Origin of the sequence: Halomonas sp. QHL1, assembly GCF_001882345.1 — a bacterium.
Lineage (GTDB): Bacteria > Pseudomonadota > Gammaproteobacteria > Pseudomonadales > Halomonadaceae > Vreelandella.
Genome location: NZ_MINL01000001.1, coordinates 1,206,286 through 1,225,696, shown reverse-complemented (window position 1 = coordinate 1,225,696; position 19,411 = coordinate 1,206,286). Strand labels below are relative to the sequence as shown.

Below are 19,411 nucleotides of genomic sequence, written 5' to 3'. Positions count from 1 at the left end.
ATGTCAATTCCGCGGCAAGAGCAGCGTTTATGCGACTTTAGTAGAGTTTTTGCTGGCCTGCTACCGACCCTAAAGCAGCCTTTGATGGGTTAATCGCGATCGGCGGTACATCCGCTTGGCGTAATTTTCGCGGCGACAATCCATAACTGCGGCGAAATGCATGGGAGAGCGCGCTTTGATTGGCAAAGCCGGTTTGAAGTGCAATATCGGTGAGGGGCAGGCGGCTTTGCAGGACCAGTTGACGGGCCGCATGTAGACGTTGGCGCTTGACGTACTGCCAGGGCGAGAGCCCCGTTTGAGCGCGGAAGCAGTCGGAAAAATGCGCTTCGCTTAGACAGGCTAGCCGCGCTAAATCGGCGACGCGTAGATCTTCAGCAAGATGCTGGCGAATAAAGCGGTTAATCCGCGTCAAATCCAGGCGCTGCTGAGTGCTGTTGGTAGCTGTGCCTAGCCGCGCCTTAAGTGAGCCCAGCAGCGTGGCGGCTAAGCGGTCTTGCTGAAAGGAGTTCGTCGACGTATCAAACCCTTGAGCAAGTTCGCTCTGCATAAACGCTAGGTAGTGACGCAGTGCGTTATCTAGACCAAAAAAACGCGGAGCGTCAAACAGGGCTACCAGTTCGCGGTTCTCACCGGTAAGTGCGGGGGCGTCTTCTGGAAGGTCGAAAATTAACTGCCGGTTATGGCCGTAACCTGAGTAGTAGTGCTCATGGTTTGCGGGCACGATACAGCCGGAAAATGCATTGACGCGCCCACCCAAGCCTTCAATTTCAAATTCTGAGGAGCCGCACAGCGTAATCACAATCTGATGAAAATCATGGGTGTGATGATGTGTAGCGCTGGCTAGCGGTATTTGTCGAATGGTGCTGGGCATGCAGGTCTCCTGAATCGCAATACGCGTTTAAATCGCAACAGCTACTGCTGGCGGAGAGCAGTGTGAGCGTGCAAGTGGTCGCGAAGAGCTTGAAGTTCTGCCTGACCCTCTTGATTGAGCAGCGGCTTGCCCTGTGCCACCATCCAGCGTCGGCCATGCTGCTCCATTAAATGCGCCGCACGGCGTCTAATGCCTTCCAGGTATTCGTTGTGCCGAATGGGGTAACCGATCATCGCGTTCCACTCGCTTTCGCTCACCTGGCTGTTAAGCGCTTTATCAAACAGCGCCAGTAAGTCTTTGGGCTCGGTGCGGTAGCGTGGGGTGCTTGAAGTCATCAGCACCAGCATCACTGCACCGATCACGAGTAAGCAGACTCCAAACACCAATAAATACAGCGCCATTCGCTCTGCTCCTGGGCATCATCCGTTAATAAATAGCCAACAAATTATACGCTTGACGCCGCTAGGATCGAAAATTTTACTTTTTTTGCGAACTTTTTCTTCACTGCGTGTCTGAGTATGTACAGGCAACATCGCGATAGCAGTCGCTAAAGTTGTTGTTCTGGCTCTATTGTTTTGATCCCTTGCTTCCGCTACTCCATGAGTAGCGGTTTTTTTTGTCTAAAGCTCAGCTAATGAGAATCTAAGCAAAACGTCCATCTGCTCTGCTAATGGCGCCGCATAGCCAGTAGCGCCACCAGGATATCACGTCGTGTCACGATTCCTATTAGACGCTGCTGCTCAACCACCGGGTAAACTTTGGGTTTAGAGCCAAGCATCTCCTGGGCCAAGTCGGTAATGCTTTTATTGGGAGAGACGCTGAGCACTTCGTGGCGCATCATTTCTTTCACCAAGGGGGCTTCGTCATCATGGTAAATACTGTCCAGCACACGGCCCATGACATCCTGCTCTGAAATAAAGCCAATTAAACGATCAGCATCATCAACTACCGGTGCGCCAGGTAGACGGTGCAGTGCCAGGCCTTTAGCCAAAGTTGTGACTGAGGCATTGGGCGAGACACGGTAGCAATCGCGGGACATGATATCGCGAACGACGTTGGGGGTTGCTCTATTCATCATGGACACTCCTTGCTCATCTTATTCATCGCTATGGCAAGCAGGGCATCGCAAGCAAAGCGATCTGATCAGTTGTCTCTAGGTGCTAAAGTAGCATCGACTCTTTCACTGTAGGCGATTTAAAAGGCCGTGCTCTGCCTGCAGAGCATCTTTATTCAACGCTGTAAGTACTGAATTTTCTAAGCCGTTAATTTTCTAATCATTCAAATGAACCGAAAATTATCGCATTGAGGAGCCTCCTATGGATGCACGTGAGTATTTAAACCGCAAAGGGGTGGGGGTTGACCGAGACCCTGACCGGCCCAACACCTTGGAAGAGAAAGCCTGGGAGCGTGCGCGTGGTTCCGGGCATCAACGACCGAAATCGGGGACGCCTCACGATTGGGAGGATTGGGAACGCCACCACGATGATCTTGCTGAAGGGGCTGAAACCTTAGAGCAAAAAATTCATAAAGAGGCCCATCGGCTTGCCCAAGAGCGGGCAGCTAAGGCCGCGGCTGAGCCAGCCTCCAGTTCAGTGGAGCACTTCACTCCGCCTCCAAAAGTTGAACCAACTGCCCAGGTCACTTCACCTAAAGCGTCCCCTGCGCAGCGAGCGGAGCAAACTGTACCGGAGTCTGGGGCGTTAAAAATCGCCTACTATGCACTGGCTTTACTACTGCCGCCGCTGGCAGTGGGCTTAACCCAAGGGGGAAGTAAGCGTGTGGGATTAGCCGTACTACTAACACTAGCGGGCTGGCTGCCCGGCGCTGTGTATGCTTGTTGGTGGTTGCAGCAGCGTTAACTAAGTACGTTAGACGACGTTTACTGCTTGGCAACCTTCTCCAGGTGCGTATAATCCGCGTAAACTAATTTATTAAGCGAGGTTTACGATGGGTTATCTGATCGGCGTCACTGCCCTATGGGCCTTCTCCTTTTCGCTGATAGGGGTGTATTTGGCGGGGCAGGTGGATAGCTACTTTGCGGTGCTGCTGCGGGTAACGCTTGCTACGCTCGTGTTTTTGCCTTTTTTACGCCCCAGCCTGCTGCGTGGCAAGCAGCGGCTCGCGTTAATGGGTTTAGGCGCCATACAGTTGGGGGTAATGTACACCTTCTTCTATCAATCCTTTTTGCTGCTGTCGGTACCAGAAGTACTGCTGTTCACTATTTTTACGCCTATTTATATCGCGCTACTGGATGATCTGCTGTTTGGGCGCTTCACGCCGATCTATATTGTGACCGCGCTGCTCGCTGTAGTCGGGGCAGGGGTTATTCGCTATGACGGTGTTGATAGCGGTTTCTGGGCAGGCTTTTTAGTCGTGCAGGGGGCCAACCTCTGTTTCGCGCTTGGCCAAGTAGGCTATCGTCGTTTAGCCGCTGACTTACCTCCCACCCTGGCTTGGCACAACGTGTTTGGCTGGTTTTTTATTGGCGCGATGGCCGTGGCCCTGCCCACCTATTTACTCTTTGGTAACAGCGCGGCACTGCCGACCACGTCACTACAATGGGGCGTACTTGCATGGTTGGGGCTAGTGGCGTCTGGCGTAGGCTATTTTGCATGGAACCAGGGCGCCACCAAAGTGGATGCAGGCACCTTGGCGATTATGAATAATGCGCTGGTACCGGCCGGGCTAATCGTCAATCTAGTGATTTGGAACCGCGATGCGGATATTCCTCGCCTTCTGTTGGGTGCACTTATCATGGCAGCCTCCCTATGGCTCAACCACTGGTGGTGCCAGCGTCGTCAGGTAGCCGTTGGCTAAGCCTATTTGCCCGATAGCTGAGGTGTCCCCATAATGGCGACTTATGTTAGCGAGAGTCGGCCCATGAGCAACACCTTATCAGCAGACGCTAAGTCAGGGACTGTTTCCCCCCCCAGTGATCGACCAAGCAGACCCTTTAAAACCATTGGGCTGATTGGTCGCCTGGGGAGTGACAAAGTGGTCGACTCTCTTCAGCGCCTCGTGACCTACCTTACAGCCCATGACTACTCGGTATTGATGGAAGACCGCACCGCTACCGTTTTACCGCACCACGGCCAACCGGAAGCCAGCCGCCGCATGCTGGGTGAGCTGTGTGATCTGGTGATTGTGGTAGGGGGCGATGGCAGTCTATTGGGCGCTGCGCGGGCGCTATGCCGGAGCGGTACACTGATTTTAGGCGTTAATCGGGGCCGCCTGGGGTTTTTGACCGATATCTCTCCAGATGAGTTGGAAACCCGCGTCAGTGAAGTGCTGGCGGGGGAGTTTGAGGTTGAAGAGCGTTTTTTACTCGATACCGTGCTCTACCGTAATGGCGTTGCCGTGGGTAATGGCGACGCCTTGAACGAAGTCGTGCTGCACCCCGGTAAAGCGGTTCGCATGATAGAGTTTGAGCTGTTTATTGATGGCCAGTTTGTGTATAGCCAGCGCAGCGATGGCTTGATTGTGGCCACTCCCACCGGCTCTACGGCCTACGCGCTCTCTGGCGGCGGGCCGATTATGCACCCCAAACTTGATGTCGTGACGCTGGTGCCGATGTTCCCCCATACGCTGTCGAGTCGCCCCATTGTGATCGATGCCGCCAGCGAAATACGTATTCACATTGGTGAAACCAACCAGTCCTACCCGCATATCAGTTGCGATGGGCAAACCCGAGCGGTGGCCAAACCCAACGATGTGCTGGTGATTACCCGTAAGCCTGAACGTGTCCAGCTGGTGCATCCCATCGGCCATAATTTCTACGAAGTGCTGCGCAGCAAGTTAGGCTGGAGCCATCGGTTGGGGGATTGAGCATGGAGGGATACGACCTCATTGGAGATGTCCACGGCTGCGGCGCTACGCTGGCCTCACTGCTGGAAAAGCTGGGTTACCATCAGCGCAACGGCGTCTATCGCCACCCTCGTCGCAAAGTGATTTTTCTCGGTGATCTGATTGATCGCGGCCCGCGGATTCGCCTGGCAGTAACCATTGCCCGGCGAATGGTCGAGCAGGGTGAGGCGTATATCGTCATGGGTAATCATGAATATAACGCCCTGGCGTATACCCATCCTGGGCCCGCAGGTAGCCACGTACGCTGGTTGCGCGAGCATACGCCGCGGCATAATCGTATTATTCAGGATACCCTAGAGCAGTATCGCGACTATACCAACGAGTGGGACGACACCCTGGCGTGGTTTAAAACCATCCCGCTGTGTTTGGAAATCAACGGTATTCGCGTGGTGCATGCCTGCTGGGATGAGGCGCTGATTGAAGAGCTGAAACAGCGCCGCCCTGATTGCTGCATGGACACGCAGTTTTTGATTGAGTCCACCGACCCCAAAACCCAGGCGTTTCGAATTTTAGACCGCCTCACCCGAGGCCCGCATGTCTCACTACCCAAGGGTATTGCGATACACTCCGGTGATGGCTTTACAAGACAAAGTTTTCGCGCCCACTTCTGGGCCCAGGAACCCCAGCAATGGGGTGATGTGGTCTTCCAGCCGGATAACTTGCCCGGGGATCTTGAAACGCGCGAATTGACCAATGAAGAGCGCCAGAAACTTAGCTACTACGGGCCAGAGCAACCACCGCTGTTTATCGGTCACTACTGGTGTGAAGGCATACCGGCGCTACCGACCCATAATATTGCCTGCCTGGACTATAGTGCCGTCAAATATGGGCGTTTAGTGGCCTATCGATGGAGTGGTGAGACGGTGTTAAATGCCGATCATTTTGTGTGGATTAAAGTACCGAAAGAGGAACGGGCATTGCCGAAACCGTGGGAAATCGATTTCGATTAATAAAAATTAATTTTTTACATAAAATTACATATTTTTTTCAAAACGGCTGAACTAACCCTGCTGTCGGCTATCAGAGTAAGTGTTCCCTTGAATGATCCCTTGCTTTTATTCCCCGGCGGTCCCCACCGCCGGTTTTTTTTGCCTGTCTTTTGGCAGCCGTGTGGTTCATTCAGTAGTTGTTTTCAATAGCTACCCGCTGCGGACAGCGTGCCGTACGCGCTTTAATTAGAGGGATGTTATGCATCCAGTGATGCTTCTGCCCGATCACGCGGATACGAGCGAACTGCGCCAGGCACTCTGGCGCCATCGCATTGGTCACCGCATTACCGATGAAGTGGACGGTCAACTGCTCTGGATCGCCGACCCACGCCAGCTTAACGAACTTAAAGCACTGCTAGAGCGCTGGCAGCAGGGTGAACCCCTGGTGCTTCAACAGACTGCTCAGCGACCGCGTACCATGACCAACTCCTTGGCATCGCTAAAGCAAGTGCCGGTTACGGCGTTGATGATCGTGATTAGTTTAGTGATATTTGCCCTGATTGGTATTTTTGGTGACCAGTTGATTGTCACTCTAACCATCGTGCCTATAGGTATTTCAGGTGGTGAGTTGGTCTTTGGCAATCTGTCGCAAACACTTACCTCTGGGCAAGTATGGCGCTTGCTATCGCCCGCTTTTCTGCACTTCGGCTGGATGCATTTAATATTCAACCTGATGTGGGTGTGGTATTTCGGGCGCCAGATTGAAGCACTGCAGGGCAGCCGCACCATGCTACTGCTGCTTATTGTGGCGGGCATTGGCGCTAATGTGGCGCAGTATGCAACCGGCACCGTGCTATTCGGCGGTATGTCGGGGGTGGTTTATGCCTTATTGGCCCACGTTTGGTTGATGTCACGCCGGGTTCCCCAAAGTGGCTTCTTTGTACCGCAAATGCTGGTGGTATTTATGCTCGGCTGGATGGTGTTTACCATGACCGATATGGCGGGCAGCGTTGGCTTTGGCAATGTCGCTAATGAAGCACATTTGGGCGGTCTACTCGTGGGGCTTGTCACAGGCTGGTATTATTCATCCCGCCGTTTGAAAAACCGTTAAGAGGCCTGCAATGAGCGAAATGACGTTCGAAAAAATGATCAACCAGATGACCCCTGCGATTTACGAAAGCCTTAAACAGGCGGTATCGCTGCGCAAATGGCCTGACGGTCGCCGCTTAACGCCGGAGCAGACCGAGCTCTGCCTGGAAGCCGTCATGCGTTTCGAAGCGGAGAACAACGTGCCGGAAGAGAACCGCGTAGGGTATTTAGAACAGCGTACCTGCGGGGCGGCGGCTACCGGTGCTGGTGTATCGCCAGAAATGGCAGGCTTGGCACGGGATGCCACGCGTGATTGAAGCGGCAGTACCGGGCTTTTCAGTACAGGGCTGTTTAAGCAAAATGGCGGCAGCGCTACCTGGCCGCCAAGATCAGCCGGTGGTTTACCATTTGCGCGCGGGTGAGCACCGTGTTGCGCTTAACGAGCGTATTGGTGAGCCGCTTAGTTTGCGTTGGACGGGAGCAATTGCCTGTACCCACTGCGGGCGGGCGACGAAGAAGAGCTTTGCCCAGGGCCACTGTTACCCCTGCTTCAAGCGGCTAGCCCAGTGCGACACCTGCATTATGAAGCCGGAAACCTGTCACTTTTTTCAAGGCACCTGTCGTGAGCCGGAGTGGGGCGAGCGGCACTGCTTCCAGCCCCATATCGTTTATTTGGCTAATTCGTCGGGGCTTAAAGTTGGCATTACCCGTAAAACCCAAATGCCTACCCGCTGGTTGGATCAAGGTGCGATTCAGGCGCTGCCGATTCTTGAAGTGGATACTCGTCAACAGTCCGGTTTCGTCGAAATGCTGTTTAAAGAGCAGGTAGCAGACCGCACCAACTGGCGTGCGATGCTCAAGGGCGATGTTGAAACCATGGACTTAAGCGCCGAGCGTGACCGATTGTTGACCCTGCTAGCCGGTGGGTTGAACCAACTGCGCGAAACCCATGGCGCGGACGCCATTCGCTTGGTGGAACAGCCAGCGCAACACTTTCACTATCCTGTCAGCGCTTTTCCCAAAAAAGTGGTATCGCACAATTTTGATAAACTACCGCTGGTAGAAGGCGTGCTGCAAGGCGTCAAAGGGCAGTATTTAATCCTTGATAGCGGGGTCATTAATCTACGCAAATTCACCGGTTATGAGATCCAAGTGAGTTAAGCAGCTAGCCATAAGGGAGTGTTTTGACTAAGGTTAGGGGTGTTCCGACCCCGCCTTATGCAACGCAAGGAAGCCCCGATGCCTTGGCTTAAACTGCTTCACATTGCCGCGCTAGTAATCTGGTGCGGCTCACTGCTTTATCTGCCCGCTCTGCTTAGCCAGGCACTGCAGCTTCGCAAAGACGCGGGCTTCGCCCAGGGCACGCCACCCATGCCGCGGTTTTTTTACAACTCAGTCGCTACCCCGGCCGCTTTAGTTGCTATTGCCTCGGGCACGCTGCTATTTCTCATCCATGGTGTGCTGGGTGGCTGGTTGATCTTGAAGCTGGGTGCCGTGGTGGCCATGGTCGCCGCCCACGGCTGCTTTGGCTGGTTAATATTGCGCCTTGAGATGGGCCACTACCGCTGGGTAAAACCGGCCAACTGGACGGCGCTATGCGTTGCGTTGGCGGGCATTATAGGCGTGCTGGGGCTTGTGTTAGCTAAGCCGCTGGATTGGAGCTAACGCTATGGCGCTAATCCTCAACGTCGACCCCCACGGCGTGCTCATACACCAACTGTCCACCCAGCCAGCCCGCCAAAGCGATCAACGCGGCGGTGAGCAGCGATACGGCCAATCCCCAGGGCAAAATCGCACTCGGGTCGTTAATACGCAGCAGCCAGTTCAGCGACGCCAACGAGAGCATTACCACCGCGACGATGGCGTGGCTCCAGCCGGTAATCAGGCGGCGTATGCGCGGCACGGTGACCAGATCGATAATGCCTGCCGTACTGGCAATCCAACCGCCAAACGCGCCGACACCGGCCAGCCACAAGCTGGCGCGCAACCAAAAGGGGTCGCCGCTCATCAGGAAACCGATATCGCTTGCCACCAGCGCCATCAGGGCCGCGACGGGAAAGTGAATCATCACTGGATGAAGCGGATGTCCGGCGAGGGATGCGCGGCTTTTAATCGAGCGCTGGCGAGGCTTTGCCATGGTCACTTCCTGTGGGCAGAAAAGGGAATTCAAGGGATGAGGTTGATTATTCAACGCTTAACCAAGCAGCGGGTCAACTCGCTTGGCATACCGCTAGCGTTGTTAGCTGGTCTGTTGCTAACCGGTTGCGCCGGGGATAAGTCTATTCTAAACCCGGCAGGCCAGGCCGCGCGAGACGTGGTGATGATCTGGTGGGTAATGCTGGGTTTTGGCACCGTAGTATTGGTGCTGGTGACTGCTTTTTGGCTGTATACCTTCAAGCGCAAAGAAGTAACGCGAACGCCTGCTGAGGAGCGAAAAATAGCGCGCCGCTGGATTATTGGCGGTGGCATTGTGCTGCCGGTCGCCAGCATTACCGCGCTACTAGCCTTTGGTGTGCCCACCGGACAGCGGCTTTTACCGTTGCCCCTGGGAGAGCCGCCGGAGGTGATTGAAGTTATCGGCCATCAGTGGTGGTGGGAAGTGCGCTACCCTGGCGCAGAAGGGGGCGAGGTGGTGACTTCTAATCAGCTCATCATGCCGGCAGGGGAACCGGTCGACTTTCACGTTACCGGTGCCGACGTTATTCACGCTTTCTGGGTGCCGCGACTGGGCGGGAAGATCGATATGGTTCCTGGACGAGTGAATAAAATACGCTTAGAAGCAGACGAACCGGCGGTATTTGGCGCCCAGTGCGCCGAGTTCTGCGGTGCCCAGCATGCCCAAATGCAGCTCTACGTGGAAGCCGTCGAGCGGGACGAGTACGACGCCTGGCTGGCCGCTCGCCAAACGGAAGCATTATCTTCGCTAGCTGCAAACGATCAGCAGCATGAAACTGCCAGGGAGGCATTTATGACCCATTGTGCTAGCTGCCACCGGGTAGCAGGACTCTCCTTTGGGGAAGAGGGGCCAGATCTTTCTGATCTTGGCAGCCGGACGAGCCTCGGGGCGGGAATAATGGCCATGGAGGAGGGCGCAGTCACCCACTGGCTAAAGCATCACCAACGCTTAAAACCGGGCAATAAAATGCCGCCCCACGGTGATATTGAGACGGCTACCTTGGAGAGCCTGGGGGCTTGGCTGGAGACGCTAACCCCATGACCACTATTAACCGAGAAGCTACCCCAGAAGGCGATAACATCGCAGGCCCCGACCAGTTGCACAGTGACTTGCACGAGATATGGGGCAATCCGCGGGGCTTAAAAGCCTTCACCATTGTGAATCATACCACTCTCGGCTTACGCTTTATGGTAACCGGGATGGCGTTCTTCTTGCTCGGCGGGCTGTTAGCCATGCTGGTGCGCACCCAGCTGGCGCTCCCCGACCAAGACTTTATGTCGCCGGATATCTATAACCAAGTCACCACCATGCATGGCACGGTGATGATGTTTCTGTTCGCCATCCCAATGCTGGAAGGCTTGGCGATTTATATGATCCCAAAGATGATCGGTGCCCGGGATCTGGTTTGCCCACGTTTAACATCGCTGGGTTACTGGTGCTATCTGTTTGGCGGCATCATCCTGTCGTTTAGTTTGGTGTTAGAGATGGCGCCTGACAGCGGGTGGTTTATGTATACCCCCCTCAGCAGCAGCGAGTACTCACCGGGTTTGGGCTCAGATTTTTGGCTACTAGGGATTACCTTCGTTGAGATCTCCGCGCTGTCTGCCGGGGTCGAGCTGGTTGTTTCGATACTGCGTACCCGCACCCAGGGCATGGCGCTGCACAAAATGCCGCTATTTGCCTGGTATATCCTCGCCATGGCGCTGATGATCGTGGTTGGTTTTCCGCCGCTGATTCTGGGCAGTATTCTACTGGAACTTGAGCGCGCAGTAGGGATGCCCTTTTTCGAAGTGGCGGGTGGCGGTGACCCGATTCTTTGGCAGCACCTCTTTTGGCTGTTCGGCCATCCTGAGGTTTACATCATTTTTCTGCCCGCAGCGGGCATTGTCTCCACTCTGATACCTGTCTTTGCTGGCCGTCCGATCGTTGGCTATGGCTGGGTGGTCTTCGCCATTACCGTGACAGGCTTTATCAGTTTCGGGCTCTGGGTTCACCACATGTTTACCGTGGGAATCCCGCAACTGGCCCAGGCGTTCTTCTCCGCTGCCAGTATGTTGGTGGCGGTACCAACAGCGATTCAGGTGTTTGTGTGGCTGGCCACGCTATGGCTGGGCAAGCCCAAGATGAAACTGCCTATGTTATGGATCATGGGCTTCCTGATTATCTTCGTATGTGGTGGCTTGACCGGGGTAATGCTGGCGCTGGTGCCCTTTAACTGGCAGGTGCACGACACCCACTTTGTAGTGGCGCATATGCACTATGTGCTGGTGGGCGGGATGTTCTTCCCACTGATTGCCGGGCTCTACTACTGGTTGCCGCTGTTTTCAGGGCGAATGCCTTCTGAAACCCTGGGCAAATGGGGCTTTTGGCTCACCTTTTTGGGCTTTAATGGCACCTTTTTGATCATGCACTGGACTGGCCTATTGGGTATGCCGCGACGGGTCTACTCTTATGAAACGGGCATGGGCTGGGATATTTTCAACCTGCTGTCATCCATGAGTAGCTTTATTATGTCGGCGGGGATTGCCATGGTGCTGCTGGATTTTGCGCTGCACTTCCGTTTTGGCAAACCCGCTAAGCATAATCCCTGGAACGCGGATACCCTGGAGTGGGCCAACAGTATGCCGCCTAGCGCCTATAACTTTGTCAGTCTTCCAAAGATCGAGACGCGCCACCCACTATGGGATGACCCAGATCTACCGCGCACCATGGCAGAAGGGCAGCATAGCCTGGCGGTTGCTACCCATGGCCGACGGGAGATGTGGGGCACCGACCCTTTGACCGGCAAAGTGCGCGAAATTATTCACCTTCCGGGTAACTCCTGGTGGCCGCTGTTCGCCGCGATGGCGCTGGCCGTGGTGTGTTTAAGCCTGCTGACGCGGCTATATCCGCTGGCTGGTATCGCCGTTGTCGTGGCTGGCCTATTTCTACTGCGCTGGTCTTGGGAGAATGGTGCACATCCAAAAGCGGCGCCGGATGCAGAAGTAGCCCCCGGCGATCCACCGCTGCACTCGCGCACCATGGATGGCCCCGGCCTATGGGCCATGTCGATCACGCTGCTCGCCAATGGTTCGTTCTTCCTTTCTTATCTGTTTGGCTGGTTCTACTTGTGGACGGTGTCCCCCGAATGGCGGATGCCCGACACCTCACCGCTCTCCTTGGTGGGGCTGATCCTTGCTGGGGTGGCGCTAACCGCTGGCGCGGGAATTCTCGAAAAACTGGTGCGCGGTTTGCGCCAGGGTAAGGATGAGGGCTTGGCAATCGGCATGTATTGCATCAGTGCCCTAGGCTTTGTGCAGGTAGCGATAACGCTGTGGGTGCTGCTGAGTGCAGACCTGGCGGTGACCGAGACCTCCCATGATGCGATCATTATGGTCGGGTTGGCCTACTCGCTGCTACACGGTGGCTTAGGCGCTGTGCTGACCCTGCTTCAGGGCCTGCGAGTGGGTTATGGCTTTGTGGGCGCCCATGCACCTTTCGAGCCTGCCGTGGTTGCCCAGTGGTGGCGCTATAATCTTGTGACGTTCTGGATACTTGTGGGCGCGCTTGCCGTGCTGCCGCGTGTGATAGGGAGCTAAGCTAATGTCCATGACGATGCAGCGTTTACATCTTACCCATCCTTTACATTTCGTCATTGGCTTAACGCTTTGGTGTATCTGGTTCGTGGCCGTTTACGGCGGGCATGCAGTGGCCTGTGCAGTGGCGCCACCTGCTCCCGAGCAGGGCGTATTCACCCTGGTGAACGCTATGCTGCTTGTGGTCAGTATCGCGGCGATTGCGTTACTGGCAGCGTTAACGGTGGGCTGTTGCCGCATGGCCAAACGCCATGAAGGGCGGCTGCGCTTTAATGCCACGGTTTCTGCCGGGCTGTATCTTTTCTCTACCTTAGGCGTTGTGTTTGCGGCAATGCCGATTATGGGCATTCCGCCTTGCCTGTAAGCGATCCGCTTAGCAAAGAGGATGAGCAGCTCTATACCCTCCACGGTATGTGGTGCACCAGCTGTGCCCTAGCCGTGGAGGGCTCTCTAAAGCGGCTTAGAGGCGTGCGTGAGGTCAGTGTCCACTACCCAACCGCGACGCTCTGTATTAGCGGTACACCTGCCGCTATCCAGCTCTCAACGCTCGCCCCAAAAATTAAACGCCTGGGCTATCGGCTTTCGGAACTTGAGCCGGTGTCGGATGCCCATGGGCGTTTAGAAGAGGAGAGCCGCTACCTGACGCTTAGGTTGATGGTCGGTTCACTGTTCGGCATGTGGACGATGCTCGCTTCACTATTGATATACGCGGGTGCATTGCCTTCTGAGCGGGTTGAGTTGGTGGTGGCGTGGGTTTCAGGGGCGTTTTCCCTGCCTGTCGTGCTGTTCGCAGGGGTACCGTTTTACCGGGCCGGGTGGCGCACGCTGCTTGCCAAGCGCCCCGGTATGGATGTGCTGGTGAGTCTGGGCGTTATCGGCGCGGTGATGGTCTCAGTTTGGCTACTATGGCGCGGCTCAAACGAGGTCTATTTCGACACCGCGGTGATGTTGATTGTGCTTTTACTGGTTGGCCGGCTGGTGGAAACGCTATGCCGTCACCGTGGGTTAAAAGCGTTGGATGCGCTCGCGATACCAGACTGCAACGTAAAGGTTTGGCAAGCTGAAAGCTGGCTATCGCTCCCCTTAGAAGCAGTGACTAAAGGAATGCGCGTCGAGCTAGCGCCTGGAGAGTTGGTAGCGCTGGATGGCACGCTTGAAGTTCCCGGTTGGATCGATACTGCCTCGCTTACCGGCGAAAGCCTGCCGCGCCACTTTCATTCAGGACAGAAGGTCTATGCGGGCTGCCGCTACTTGGGTACAACGCCGCTGGTCATGCAGGTGAGTGCTGAGGTAGGCAGGCGGCGGCTGGACCGGCTGCGTGACGAAATGCGCCGCTATCAAGCCAAAAAAGGCGAATTGCAGAAGCTGGCTGATCGTTTTGCCGCTTGGCTAAGCCCGCTAGCCCTAGTGCTAGCGATGCTAACCCTGCCCGCTGCGCTGCTACTGGGTCTGGGCTGGGAGGAAGCTTTTGTGCGCGCACTTTCGGTGTTAGTGGTCGCTTGCCCCTGCGCCGTTGGGCTGGCGGTGCCGCTGGCAAGCCTTGCCGGTAGCGGCCAGGCCATGCAGCAGGGTATTGCGCTACGCGACCCGGCAGCGCTCGAAACCTTGGCACGCATTCGCTCGGTAGCGCTGGATAAAACCGGTACTTTAACTACTGGTAACCACTCGGTGCTGCACTGGCAAGCACGGGAAGGCGTTGATGAGCACACTTTGCAGCGAAAGCTCAGTGGCGCCGTTACTGGCAGTGAACATCCCTTGGCACAAGCGCTAGCGCGCTGGTCAGGTAGCCAGCATGGTCAACATCCAAAGCAATGCCAGCAGGTGAATGACACTCCAGGGGAAGGGCGCCGCGTGCAACTCAACAGCGGTGAGTGGCTCACAGTGGGCAGTGCAAGTTGGCTTGCTCGCCAGCAAATAGCGCTTCCTGCCCAAGCGGAAGATGCTGCGCTGGCCTTTACCTCTCAAGTGTTGGTGGCCGACGAGACGGGTTGGCTAGCCACGCTCTATCTCACCGATCAACCAGTGGATGACGCCGAGCCGAGCGTAAAGCGTCTGCTAGCATCAGGTTATGTCGTTGCTATGATCAGCGGCGATAGGCAGGGGGTGGTGAGTTGGTTAGGTGAGCGAATAGGGCTTGCCCGTGAAGCTTGCTATGCCCAGCGCTCGCCTGAAGCCAAAGCGCGCCTATTGCAGGCGCTGCCATCGCCAACGCTCTACGTGGGTGATGGCTTAAACGATACCTTGAGCCTAGCCGCGGCAGATGTTGGCATTGCTCCGTTAAATGCCAGCGAAGCCGCCCGCGAAGGGGCTTCCGCACAGCTAATGACGCCGGGGATGGGGGGTGTAGTCAAACTGCTTGGTATTGCTAAACGTACGCGACGCATCATGGTTCAGAATCTGTTCTTTTCAGCGCTCTACAATACCTTGGCACTCGGGCTGGTGGTGCTGATGGCGATCCCCCCGCTAGTAGCGGTAATCGCCATGGCGGCAAGCTCGCTGACGGTTACCCTCAACGCTGCACGGCTGGCCTGGGCAGAGTCGGATGATAATGGCTAAATAGCATAGCCAAGCGCCTGTTTAAGCCGTTCGGCATTGGTAGCCACCCAGCGTGGATCGATCGCTCCCCAATCACGTATCTGGTACCGACCGATGTTGTGGCGCTCGCCGTCATCCTTAGTAAATACGCACTCGATATCCAGCTCGGCAAGGGAGGCGATCGTATCCTGGGCGGTGCGCCGCGGCATGCCGGTGGCCTCGATTAGTGCAGGCACGCTGGCAGCGCCTTGTTCGATCAAATGGGCGACGTATAAACGGCGGTAAAAACTCGATTTGGTTTTGCTTAGAGCAGGCATTCGGCTTCCTTTGCAGCTAATTTATGCGCGTGATGCTTAGCTTAAATGAATAAATCCTGCTGCGCTCGTGGTGGGCGAAAATCCCGGGTGTTCAAGCCCTGCTCGGTGCGATCCTGCATGTTCCACTGGCGGCTGGCGCGGGCAAAGCGTTGCGCAATTAAATCGGCAAATACCCCTTCACCGCGAAAGCGCGTACCAAACTTGGCGTCGTACGCCTTACCGCCACGGCACTGACGCATTAGGCTCATCACTTTCGCAGCGCGCTCCGGGTAGTGAGCTTCTAACCACGCTTCAAATAGCGGCGCCACTTCATGGGGTAAGCGCAGCAGCATCCAGGCAGCGGTTCGCGCCCCTGCACGGCTGGCGGCTTCCAAGAGTTTTTCGATTTCATGATCGGTTAGCCCTGGAATAACCGGCGAAATCAGTGCACCCACTGGAACACCTGCAGTATTCAGTTCACGAATCGCCCGCAAGCGCGCCTGAGGGGATGCTGCCCGAGGTTCTAATGTGCGTTTTAAGTCGGCATCCAGGCTGGTCAAACTGACAAATACGCGCACCAGCCGGTGTTCGGCCATTTCCGCCAGGAGCTCTAAATCGCGCAGCACCAAGGTGCTTTTGGTCACCAGCGTTACCGGATGGCGACACTCCAGTAACAGCTCCAGCAAACGGCGTGTGGTTTGGTAGGTAGCCTCTAACGGCTGGTAGCAATCGGTGTTGCCGGAAAGGTTGATCGGGCGGCACACGTAGTTAGGGTGGCACAGCTCTTCGGTTAACCGCTCCACTAAACCGCTGCGGGCAATCAGTTTGGTTTCAAAATCCAGCCCTGGTGATAAGTCCCAGTAGGCGTGAGAAGGGCGGGCATAGCAGTAAACGCAGCCATGCTCACAGCCGCGATAAGGGTTCAGCGAGCGATCAAATGGCAAGTCCGGCGACTTATTCCAAGACAGTGCGCTTTTGCTCACCTCCTCGCGCACTTCGGTGGCGATAGTCGTAGAGGCCTCTTCCCGCCACCAGCCGTCATCTTCCGCCACGCTACGGGTGGGCGAAAAACGGTTGTGTGGGTCGTACGTTGCCCCACGACCTTTACGCACAGCTGAAACACTAGATGTTTGATCGGGCGTCGTCATTTGCCACCTCTGACCTGTATAACTATATATGGTTATATATACAGTATATGGCGTTTGGGCAAAGGCGCAAGGAGAGGCTTAGTGGCTTAAATGCCAAATTCGGGGGATGAAAAGGCGCATCGTTATTTCATACTCTTAAAAAGCCCGCTGGCGCCAGTAATGAGAGAGGCAATATGACCCATGGAACTGCAACCACATTTTGCATTAATGGCATCCTATAATCATTGGATGAACGCAAAGGTATACGATGCCGCCAGCAAACTGTCGGCTGCTGAACTTACCCAAGAGCGTGGCGCTTTCTTCGGCTCGATTTTTGGCACGCTAAACCACATCGCGGTCGCCGACACTATTTGGCTCAAGCGGTTTGCCACGCACCCCTCTTCTACCGCAAGAACGCTTGCGGTAATGATTGACCTTCCTACGCCAGAGCGGCTTGATCATGTGATGTTTGATGATTTAGTAGGCTTGAAAGCGCATCGCCAATGGCTCGATACCGTGATTATTAACTGGGTAGCAGCGCTGACAGATGACGATTTGAGTACCATGCTGAGTTACCACAACACAAAAGGAGTGGCTTCAAAACGGCACTACTCAAGCCTGATCGTTCACTTCTTTAATCACCAAACCCACCACCGCGGGCAGGTATCTACTTTATTCTCCCAAGCCGGTGTGGATATTGGCATCACCGATATGCTGGCGCTGATTCCGGATGAGGGATAAGGTTAATTAGAAGTAAGAGATTAAGCGTGTGGGTAGTTATTATCCGTTCTCAACCCTGTCGATACACATATTTGCAATGTGTCTTGCCATCCATTGCATCCAATCGTTACAGAGAACTTGATGGCCGCCTTGCTACTGTTAAAAGCTTAGTCGCCCAACTTCCCTAAAAAAACGCCTTAGCTTTCTCAAGCTAAGGCGTTGCTTTTCTATCGCTTTACCAACCTAACCGTTCAACGCTTCTTCCGTGATGGCTTTTTATCGGCACTGGCCGGTGCGCTCTCCTCTTCGTCGCTGCCGCCATTGGGGAAGTGAGCGCGAACCAGTTCAAGCAGGCCTTGAGTGGAGGTGTCGAAGTCGGCGGCGTTGGTATCGATGCGTTCGCTGATTTCACCGGCGATGCGCTTGCCGAGTTGCACACCCCACTGGTCAAAGGAGTTGATGTTCCAGATCACGCCCTGAACAAACACTTTGTGCTCGTAGAGCGCAATCAGCGCGCCCAGGTTTTTCGGCGTTAGCTCGTCCAGCAGTAGGGTGCTGGACGGGCGGTTGCCGGGGCAGCTGTAGGGGTCGTGCTGGCTAAGCTCTTTGCTATCGCCTTGGCTGCCTTCCATAAAGGCGTTGGCCTGGGCGAGCATATTGGTCAGTAGGGCGAAGTGATGGTCTTCCACGCCGGGTTCGGGCTTGAGCGAGGCAATAAAATCAATCGGCACGTAGCGGGTGCCCTGGTGCAGTAGCTGGAAGAAGGCGTGCTGGCCGTTGGAGCCGGTTTGGCCCCATACAATCGGACCGGTTTTGTAATTCACCGGGTGGCCGAAAATATCCACCGACTTACCGTTAGACTCCATATCCAGCTGTTGCAGGAAGGAGGGCAGTTGGTTCAGCGCCTGGTCGTAGGGCACGATGGCTTGAGTTTCGGCACCAATAAAGTTGATGTACCAAATACCAATCAGCGCCATCAGCACCGGCATGTTTTGCGAGAAGGGCGCGTTGATGAAATGGTTATCCATCTCATGAGCGCCTTCCAATAGCTCGATGAAGCCTTCGAAACCGATCGACAGCGCAATCGGCAGCCCGATGGAAGACCACATGGAATAACGGCCGCCCACCCAGGCCCAGAATTCGAACACGTTCTCTTCGCGAATGCCGAACTCCATCGCCGCTTTGCGGTTGGTGGAGGCGGCAATAAAGTGCGCGCCCACGTCGGCATCTTCACCAGCGTTCTCCAGGAACCAGCGCCGTGCGGTTTTGGCGTTCAGCAGGGTCTCCTGAGTAGAGAAGGTCTTGGTAGAGACGATAAATAGCGTGGTGGCTGGATCAAGCCGAGAAAGCACCTTCTGAATATGGGTGCCGTCCACGTTGGAGACGAAGTGGAAATGCAGCTCCGGGTGGCGGTATTTGAGCAGCGCGCGTACCGCCATGTTGGGGCCAAGATCCGAGCCGCCAATGCCGATATTGACCACGTCTTTAATGCGTTTGCCGATGTAGCCTTTCCATTCACCGCTGCGCACCGCTTCCGAGAACAGCTTGATCTGCTCTCGAGTGCGGGTGATCTCCGGCATAACGTCTTCGCCGTCTACATAGACCGGCTCATCGCCTAAGTGGCGCAGAGCCGTATGTAGTACCGGGCGGTTTTCCGTAACGTTGATAATATCGCCGGAGAACATCTGTGCCCGGCGCTGTACCAGGGCGGAGTGGTCGGCTAGCTCAATCAGCTTGGTGAGCACTTCATCGGAGACGTGGTGTTTCGAGTAGTCCAGAAACAGACCGCCCACCCGTAAACTCATTTTCTCAAAGCGCTGCGGGTCATTGGTGAAGTAATCACGAATGCGGTCGTTAGCGGTTTTGTCGCGTAGGCGGTCAAGGGCCTGCCAGGTGACACTACGAGTTAGCTGAAACATAGGGCGATCCGTTTGTTATGAAACCTTTGATTAACTACTGCGCTTGCCCATACGGCGTTAAAAATCGCCTCAAAATGCTCATTTACACCCACGTAAACTCCGCTTTATCGTTGATTTTTGCCTTGTCTGGCCTGCGCTCATTACGTTAATCAGAGGTTTCTTATAAGTGAATTGGTGATCAAAAAGTAGGCTATGTAAAAATACTACATAAAAAATGACAAAGAGTAGAGGGTATAAATGGCGTGAAAAGGTATTAAATGCGTAAAGCGACGTATTTAAAAGGGCAGGCATGTTCGCCTGCCCTCACTTT

20 protein-coding genes are annotated in these 19,411 nt (G+C 55.1%); 13 read left to right on the top strand and 7 right to left on the bottom strand.

Translation table 11 applies throughout. The features are described 5' to 3' along the window. Nucleotides 1-37: 37 nt before the first annotated feature. The 3 genes from QHL1GM_RS05600 to QHL1GM_RS05590 form a co-directional block, all read right to left on the bottom strand. Entirely contained in the window at nucleotides 38-871 is an 834-nt protein-coding gene (locus QHL1GM_RS05600) for a helix-turn-helix domain-containing protein (protein ID WP_071693593.1), read from the bottom strand. A 41-nt stretch (nucleotides 872-912) separates the two neighbouring features. Then, nucleotides 913-1,272: a hypothetical protein gene (locus tag QHL1GM_RS05595; RefSeq protein WP_071693592.1), complete on the bottom strand. Its 360-nt coding sequence runs from the start codon at nucleotides 1,270-1,272 to the stop codon at nucleotides 913-915. Nucleotides 1,273-1,538: 266 nt separating this feature from the next. Continuing rightward, nucleotides 1,539-1,946, bottom strand: coding sequence for a CBS domain-containing protein (locus QHL1GM_RS05590; RefSeq protein WP_071695925.1), 408 nt, complete (start codon nucleotides 1,944-1,946; stop codon nucleotides 1,539-1,541). Nucleotides 1,947-2,187: 241 nt separating this feature from the next. Between QHL1GM_RS05590 and QHL1GM_RS05585 the strand changes: the two genes are divergently transcribed. The 8 genes from QHL1GM_RS05585 (at nucleotide 2,188) to QHL1GM_RS05550 (ending at nucleotide 8,418) form a co-directional block, all read left to right on the top strand. Continuing rightward, complete coding sequence (locus QHL1GM_RS05585; RefSeq protein ID WP_071693591.1) at nucleotides 2,188-2,730, top strand: YqaE/Pmp3 family membrane protein; 543 nt, start codon at nucleotides 2,188-2,190, stop codon at nucleotides 2,728-2,730. An 88-nt stretch (nucleotides 2,731-2,818) separates the two neighbouring features. Beyond that, nucleotides 2,819-3,688, top strand: a complete 870-nt coding sequence (locus QHL1GM_RS05580; protein ID WP_071693590.1) for a carboxylate/amino acid/amine transporter — start codon at nucleotides 2,819-2,821, stop codon at nucleotides 3,686-3,688. Nucleotides 3,689-3,751: 63 nt separating this feature from the next. Then, a complete protein-coding gene (locus QHL1GM_RS05575) occupies nucleotides 3,752-4,696 on the top strand; it encodes an NAD(+) kinase (RefSeq protein ID WP_071693589.1) in 945 nt (314 codons plus the stop codon). Between the two features lie 2 nt (nucleotides 4,697-4,698). Then, nucleotides 4,699-5,685: a metallophosphoesterase gene (locus tag QHL1GM_RS05570; protein WP_071693588.1), complete on the top strand. Its 987-nt coding sequence runs from the start codon at nucleotides 4,699-4,701 to the stop codon at nucleotides 5,683-5,685. Between the two features lie 238 nt (nucleotides 5,686-5,923). After that, nucleotides 5,924-6,775 carry a rhomboid family intramembrane serine protease gene (locus QHL1GM_RS05565; RefSeq protein WP_071693587.1) on the top strand — a complete coding sequence of 284 codons (852 nt, stop codon included), beginning with the start codon at nucleotides 5,924-5,926 and terminating at the stop codon, nucleotides 6,773-6,775. Between the two features lie 10 nt (nucleotides 6,776-6,785). Further along, nucleotides 6,786-7,070: a YeaC family protein gene (locus QHL1GM_RS05560; RefSeq protein WP_071693586.1), complete on the top strand. Its 285-nt coding sequence runs from the start codon at nucleotides 6,786-6,788 to the stop codon at nucleotides 7,068-7,070. After that, the gene (locus tag QHL1GM_RS05555) at nucleotides 7,054-7,914 is read left to right on the top strand and encodes a DUF2797 domain-containing protein (RefSeq protein ID WP_071693585.1); all 861 of its coding nucleotides are present in this window, start codon (nucleotides 7,054-7,056) and stop codon (nucleotides 7,912-7,914) included. Before QHL1GM_RS05560 ends, QHL1GM_RS05555 begins: the two co-directional genes overlap by 17 nt. Nucleotides 7,915-7,992: 78 nt before the next feature. Then, nucleotides 7,993-8,418 (top strand): CopD family protein, encoded by a 426-nt coding sequence (locus QHL1GM_RS05550; protein WP_071693584.1) that lies wholly within the window; start codon nucleotides 7,993-7,995, stop codon nucleotides 8,416-8,418. Between the two features lie 10 nt (nucleotides 8,419-8,428). Here QHL1GM_RS05550 and QHL1GM_RS05545 read toward each other — a convergent pair whose 3' ends face one another. Continuing rightward, the gene (locus QHL1GM_RS05545) at nucleotides 8,429-8,890 is read right to left on the bottom strand and encodes a DUF2231 domain-containing protein (RefSeq protein WP_071693583.1); all 462 of its coding nucleotides are present in this window, start codon (nucleotides 8,888-8,890) and stop codon (nucleotides 8,429-8,431) included. 36 nt (nucleotides 8,891-8,926) lie between these two features. Between QHL1GM_RS05545 and coxB the strand changes: the two genes are divergently transcribed. Genes coxB through QHL1GM_RS05525 form a run of 4 tightly spaced genes read left to right on the top strand, consistent with a single transcriptional unit; the run spans nucleotide 8,927 to nucleotide 15,060 of the window. Then, a complete protein-coding gene (gene coxB / locus QHL1GM_RS05540) occupies nucleotides 8,927-9,970 on the top strand; it encodes a cytochrome c oxidase subunit II (RefSeq protein WP_071693582.1) in 1,044 nt (347 codons plus the stop codon). Next, complete coding sequence (gene ctaD, locus QHL1GM_RS05535) at nucleotides 9,967-12,507, top strand: cytochrome c oxidase subunit I (protein WP_071693581.1); 2,541 nt, start codon at nucleotides 9,967-9,969, stop codon at nucleotides 12,505-12,507. Before coxB ends, ctaD begins: the two co-directional genes overlap by 4 nt. A 4-nt stretch (nucleotides 12,508-12,511) precedes the next feature. Further along, nucleotides 12,512-12,868 carry a hypothetical protein gene (locus QHL1GM_RS05530; RefSeq protein WP_083570976.1) on the top strand — a complete coding sequence of 119 codons (357 nt, stop codon included), beginning with the start codon at nucleotides 12,512-12,514 and terminating at the stop codon, nucleotides 12,866-12,868. Nucleotides 12,869-12,915: 47 nt separating this feature from the next. Then, complete coding sequence (locus tag QHL1GM_RS05525; RefSeq protein WP_071693580.1) at nucleotides 12,916-15,060, top strand: cation-translocating P-type ATPase; 2,145 nt, start codon at nucleotides 12,916-12,918, stop codon at nucleotides 15,058-15,060. Here QHL1GM_RS05525 and QHL1GM_RS05520 read toward each other — a convergent pair. Together QHL1GM_RS05520 and QHL1GM_RS05515 are read right to left on the bottom strand one after the other, a co-directional pair. Continuing rightward, nucleotides 15,057-15,356 (bottom strand): helix-turn-helix domain-containing protein, encoded by a 300-nt coding sequence (locus tag QHL1GM_RS05520; RefSeq protein ID WP_071693579.1) that lies wholly within the window; start codon nucleotides 15,354-15,356, stop codon nucleotides 15,057-15,059. The two genes, QHL1GM_RS05525 and QHL1GM_RS05520, sit on opposite strands and share 4 nt — an antisense overlap. A 41-nt stretch (nucleotides 15,357-15,397) precedes the next feature. Continuing rightward, complete coding sequence (locus tag QHL1GM_RS05515) at nucleotides 15,398-16,483, bottom strand: PA0069 family radical SAM protein (RefSeq protein WP_071693578.1); 1,086 nt, start codon at nucleotides 16,481-16,483, stop codon at nucleotides 15,398-15,400. A gap of 180 nt (nucleotides 16,484-16,663) precedes the next feature. On the opposite strand from QHL1GM_RS05515, the gene QHL1GM_RS05510 reads away from it, so the two are divergent. Beyond that, nucleotides 16,664-17,203 (top strand): DinB family protein, encoded by a 540-nt coding sequence (locus tag QHL1GM_RS05510; RefSeq protein WP_071693577.1) that lies wholly within the window; start codon nucleotides 16,664-16,666, stop codon nucleotides 17,201-17,203. 230 nt (nucleotides 17,204-17,433) lie between these two features. Here QHL1GM_RS05510 and pgi read toward each other — a convergent pair whose 3' ends face one another. Next, nucleotides 17,434-19,101 carry a glucose-6-phosphate isomerase gene (gene pgi / locus QHL1GM_RS05505; RefSeq protein ID WP_071693576.1) on the bottom strand — a complete coding sequence of 556 codons (1,668 nt, stop codon included), beginning with the start codon at nucleotides 19,099-19,101 and terminating at the stop codon, nucleotides 17,434-17,436. Nucleotides 19,102-19,411: the final 310 nt, after the last annotated feature.

What these genes read in the sequence shown, in the direction of transcription:
- QHL1GM_RS05600 (WP_071693593.1), bottom strand. Translation starts at nt 871, where the DNA reads ATGCCCAGCACCATTCGACAAATACCGCTAGCCAGCGCTACACATCAT.
- QHL1GM_RS05595 (WP_071693592.1), bottom strand. Translation starts at nt 1,272, where the DNA reads ATGGCGCTGTATTTATTGGTGTTTGGAGTCTGCTTACTCGTGATCGGT.
- QHL1GM_RS05590 (WP_071695925.1), bottom strand. Translation starts at nt 1,946, where the DNA reads ATGAATAGAGCAACCCCCAACGTCGTTCGCGATATCATGTCCCGCGAT.
- QHL1GM_RS05585 (WP_071693591.1), top strand. Translation starts at nt 2,188, where the DNA reads ATGGATGCACGTGAGTATTTAAACCGCAAAGGGGTGGGGGTTGACCGA.
- QHL1GM_RS05580 (WP_071693590.1), top strand. Translation starts at nt 2,819, where the DNA reads ATGGGTTATCTGATCGGCGTCACTGCCCTATGGGCCTTCTCCTTTTCG.
- QHL1GM_RS05575 (WP_071693589.1), top strand. Translation starts at nt 3,752, where the DNA reads ATGAGCAACACCTTATCAGCAGACGCTAAGTCAGGGACTGTTTCCCCC.
- QHL1GM_RS05570 (WP_071693588.1), top strand. Translation starts at nt 4,699, where the DNA reads ATGGAGGGATACGACCTCATTGGAGATGTCCACGGCTGCGGCGCTACG.
- QHL1GM_RS05565 (WP_071693587.1), top strand. Translation starts at nt 5,924, where the DNA reads ATGCATCCAGTGATGCTTCTGCCCGATCACGCGGATACGAGCGAACTG.
- QHL1GM_RS05560 (WP_071693586.1), top strand. Translation starts at nt 6,786, where the DNA reads ATGAGCGAAATGACGTTCGAAAAAATGATCAACCAGATGACCCCTGCG.
- QHL1GM_RS05555 (WP_071693585.1), top strand. Translation starts at nt 7,054, where the DNA reads ATGCCACGCGTGATTGAAGCGGCAGTACCGGGCTTTTCAGTACAGGGC.
- QHL1GM_RS05550 (WP_071693584.1), top strand. Translation starts at nt 7,993, where the DNA reads ATGCCTTGGCTTAAACTGCTTCACATTGCCGCGCTAGTAATCTGGTGC.
- QHL1GM_RS05545 (WP_071693583.1), bottom strand. Translation starts at nt 8,890, where the DNA reads ATGGCAAAGCCTCGCCAGCGCTCGATTAAAAGCCGCGCATCCCTCGCC.
- coxB (WP_071693582.1), top strand. Translation starts at nt 8,927, where the DNA reads ATGAGGTTGATTATTCAACGCTTAACCAAGCAGCGGGTCAACTCGCTT.
- ctaD (WP_071693581.1), top strand. Translation starts at nt 9,967, where the DNA reads ATGACCACTATTAACCGAGAAGCTACCCCAGAAGGCGATAACATCGCA.
- QHL1GM_RS05530 (WP_083570976.1), top strand. Translation starts at nt 12,512, where the DNA reads ATGTCCATGACGATGCAGCGTTTACATCTTACCCATCCTTTACATTTC.
- QHL1GM_RS05525 (WP_071693580.1), top strand. Translation starts at nt 12,916, where the DNA reads ATGTGGTGCACCAGCTGTGCCCTAGCCGTGGAGGGCTCTCTAAAGCGG.
- QHL1GM_RS05520 (WP_071693579.1), bottom strand. Translation starts at nt 15,356, where the DNA reads ATGCCTGCTCTAAGCAAAACCAAATCGAGTTTTTACCGCCGTTTATAC.
- QHL1GM_RS05515 (WP_071693578.1), bottom strand. Translation starts at nt 16,483, where the DNA reads ATGACGACGCCCGATCAAACATCTAGTGTTTCAGCTGTGCGTAAAGGT.
- QHL1GM_RS05510 (WP_071693577.1), top strand. Translation starts at nt 16,664, where the DNA reads ATGGAACTGCAACCACATTTTGCATTAATGGCATCCTATAATCATTGG.
- pgi (WP_071693576.1), bottom strand. Translation starts at nt 19,101, where the DNA reads ATGTTTCAGCTAACTCGTAGTGTCACCTGGCAGGCCCTTGACCGCCTA.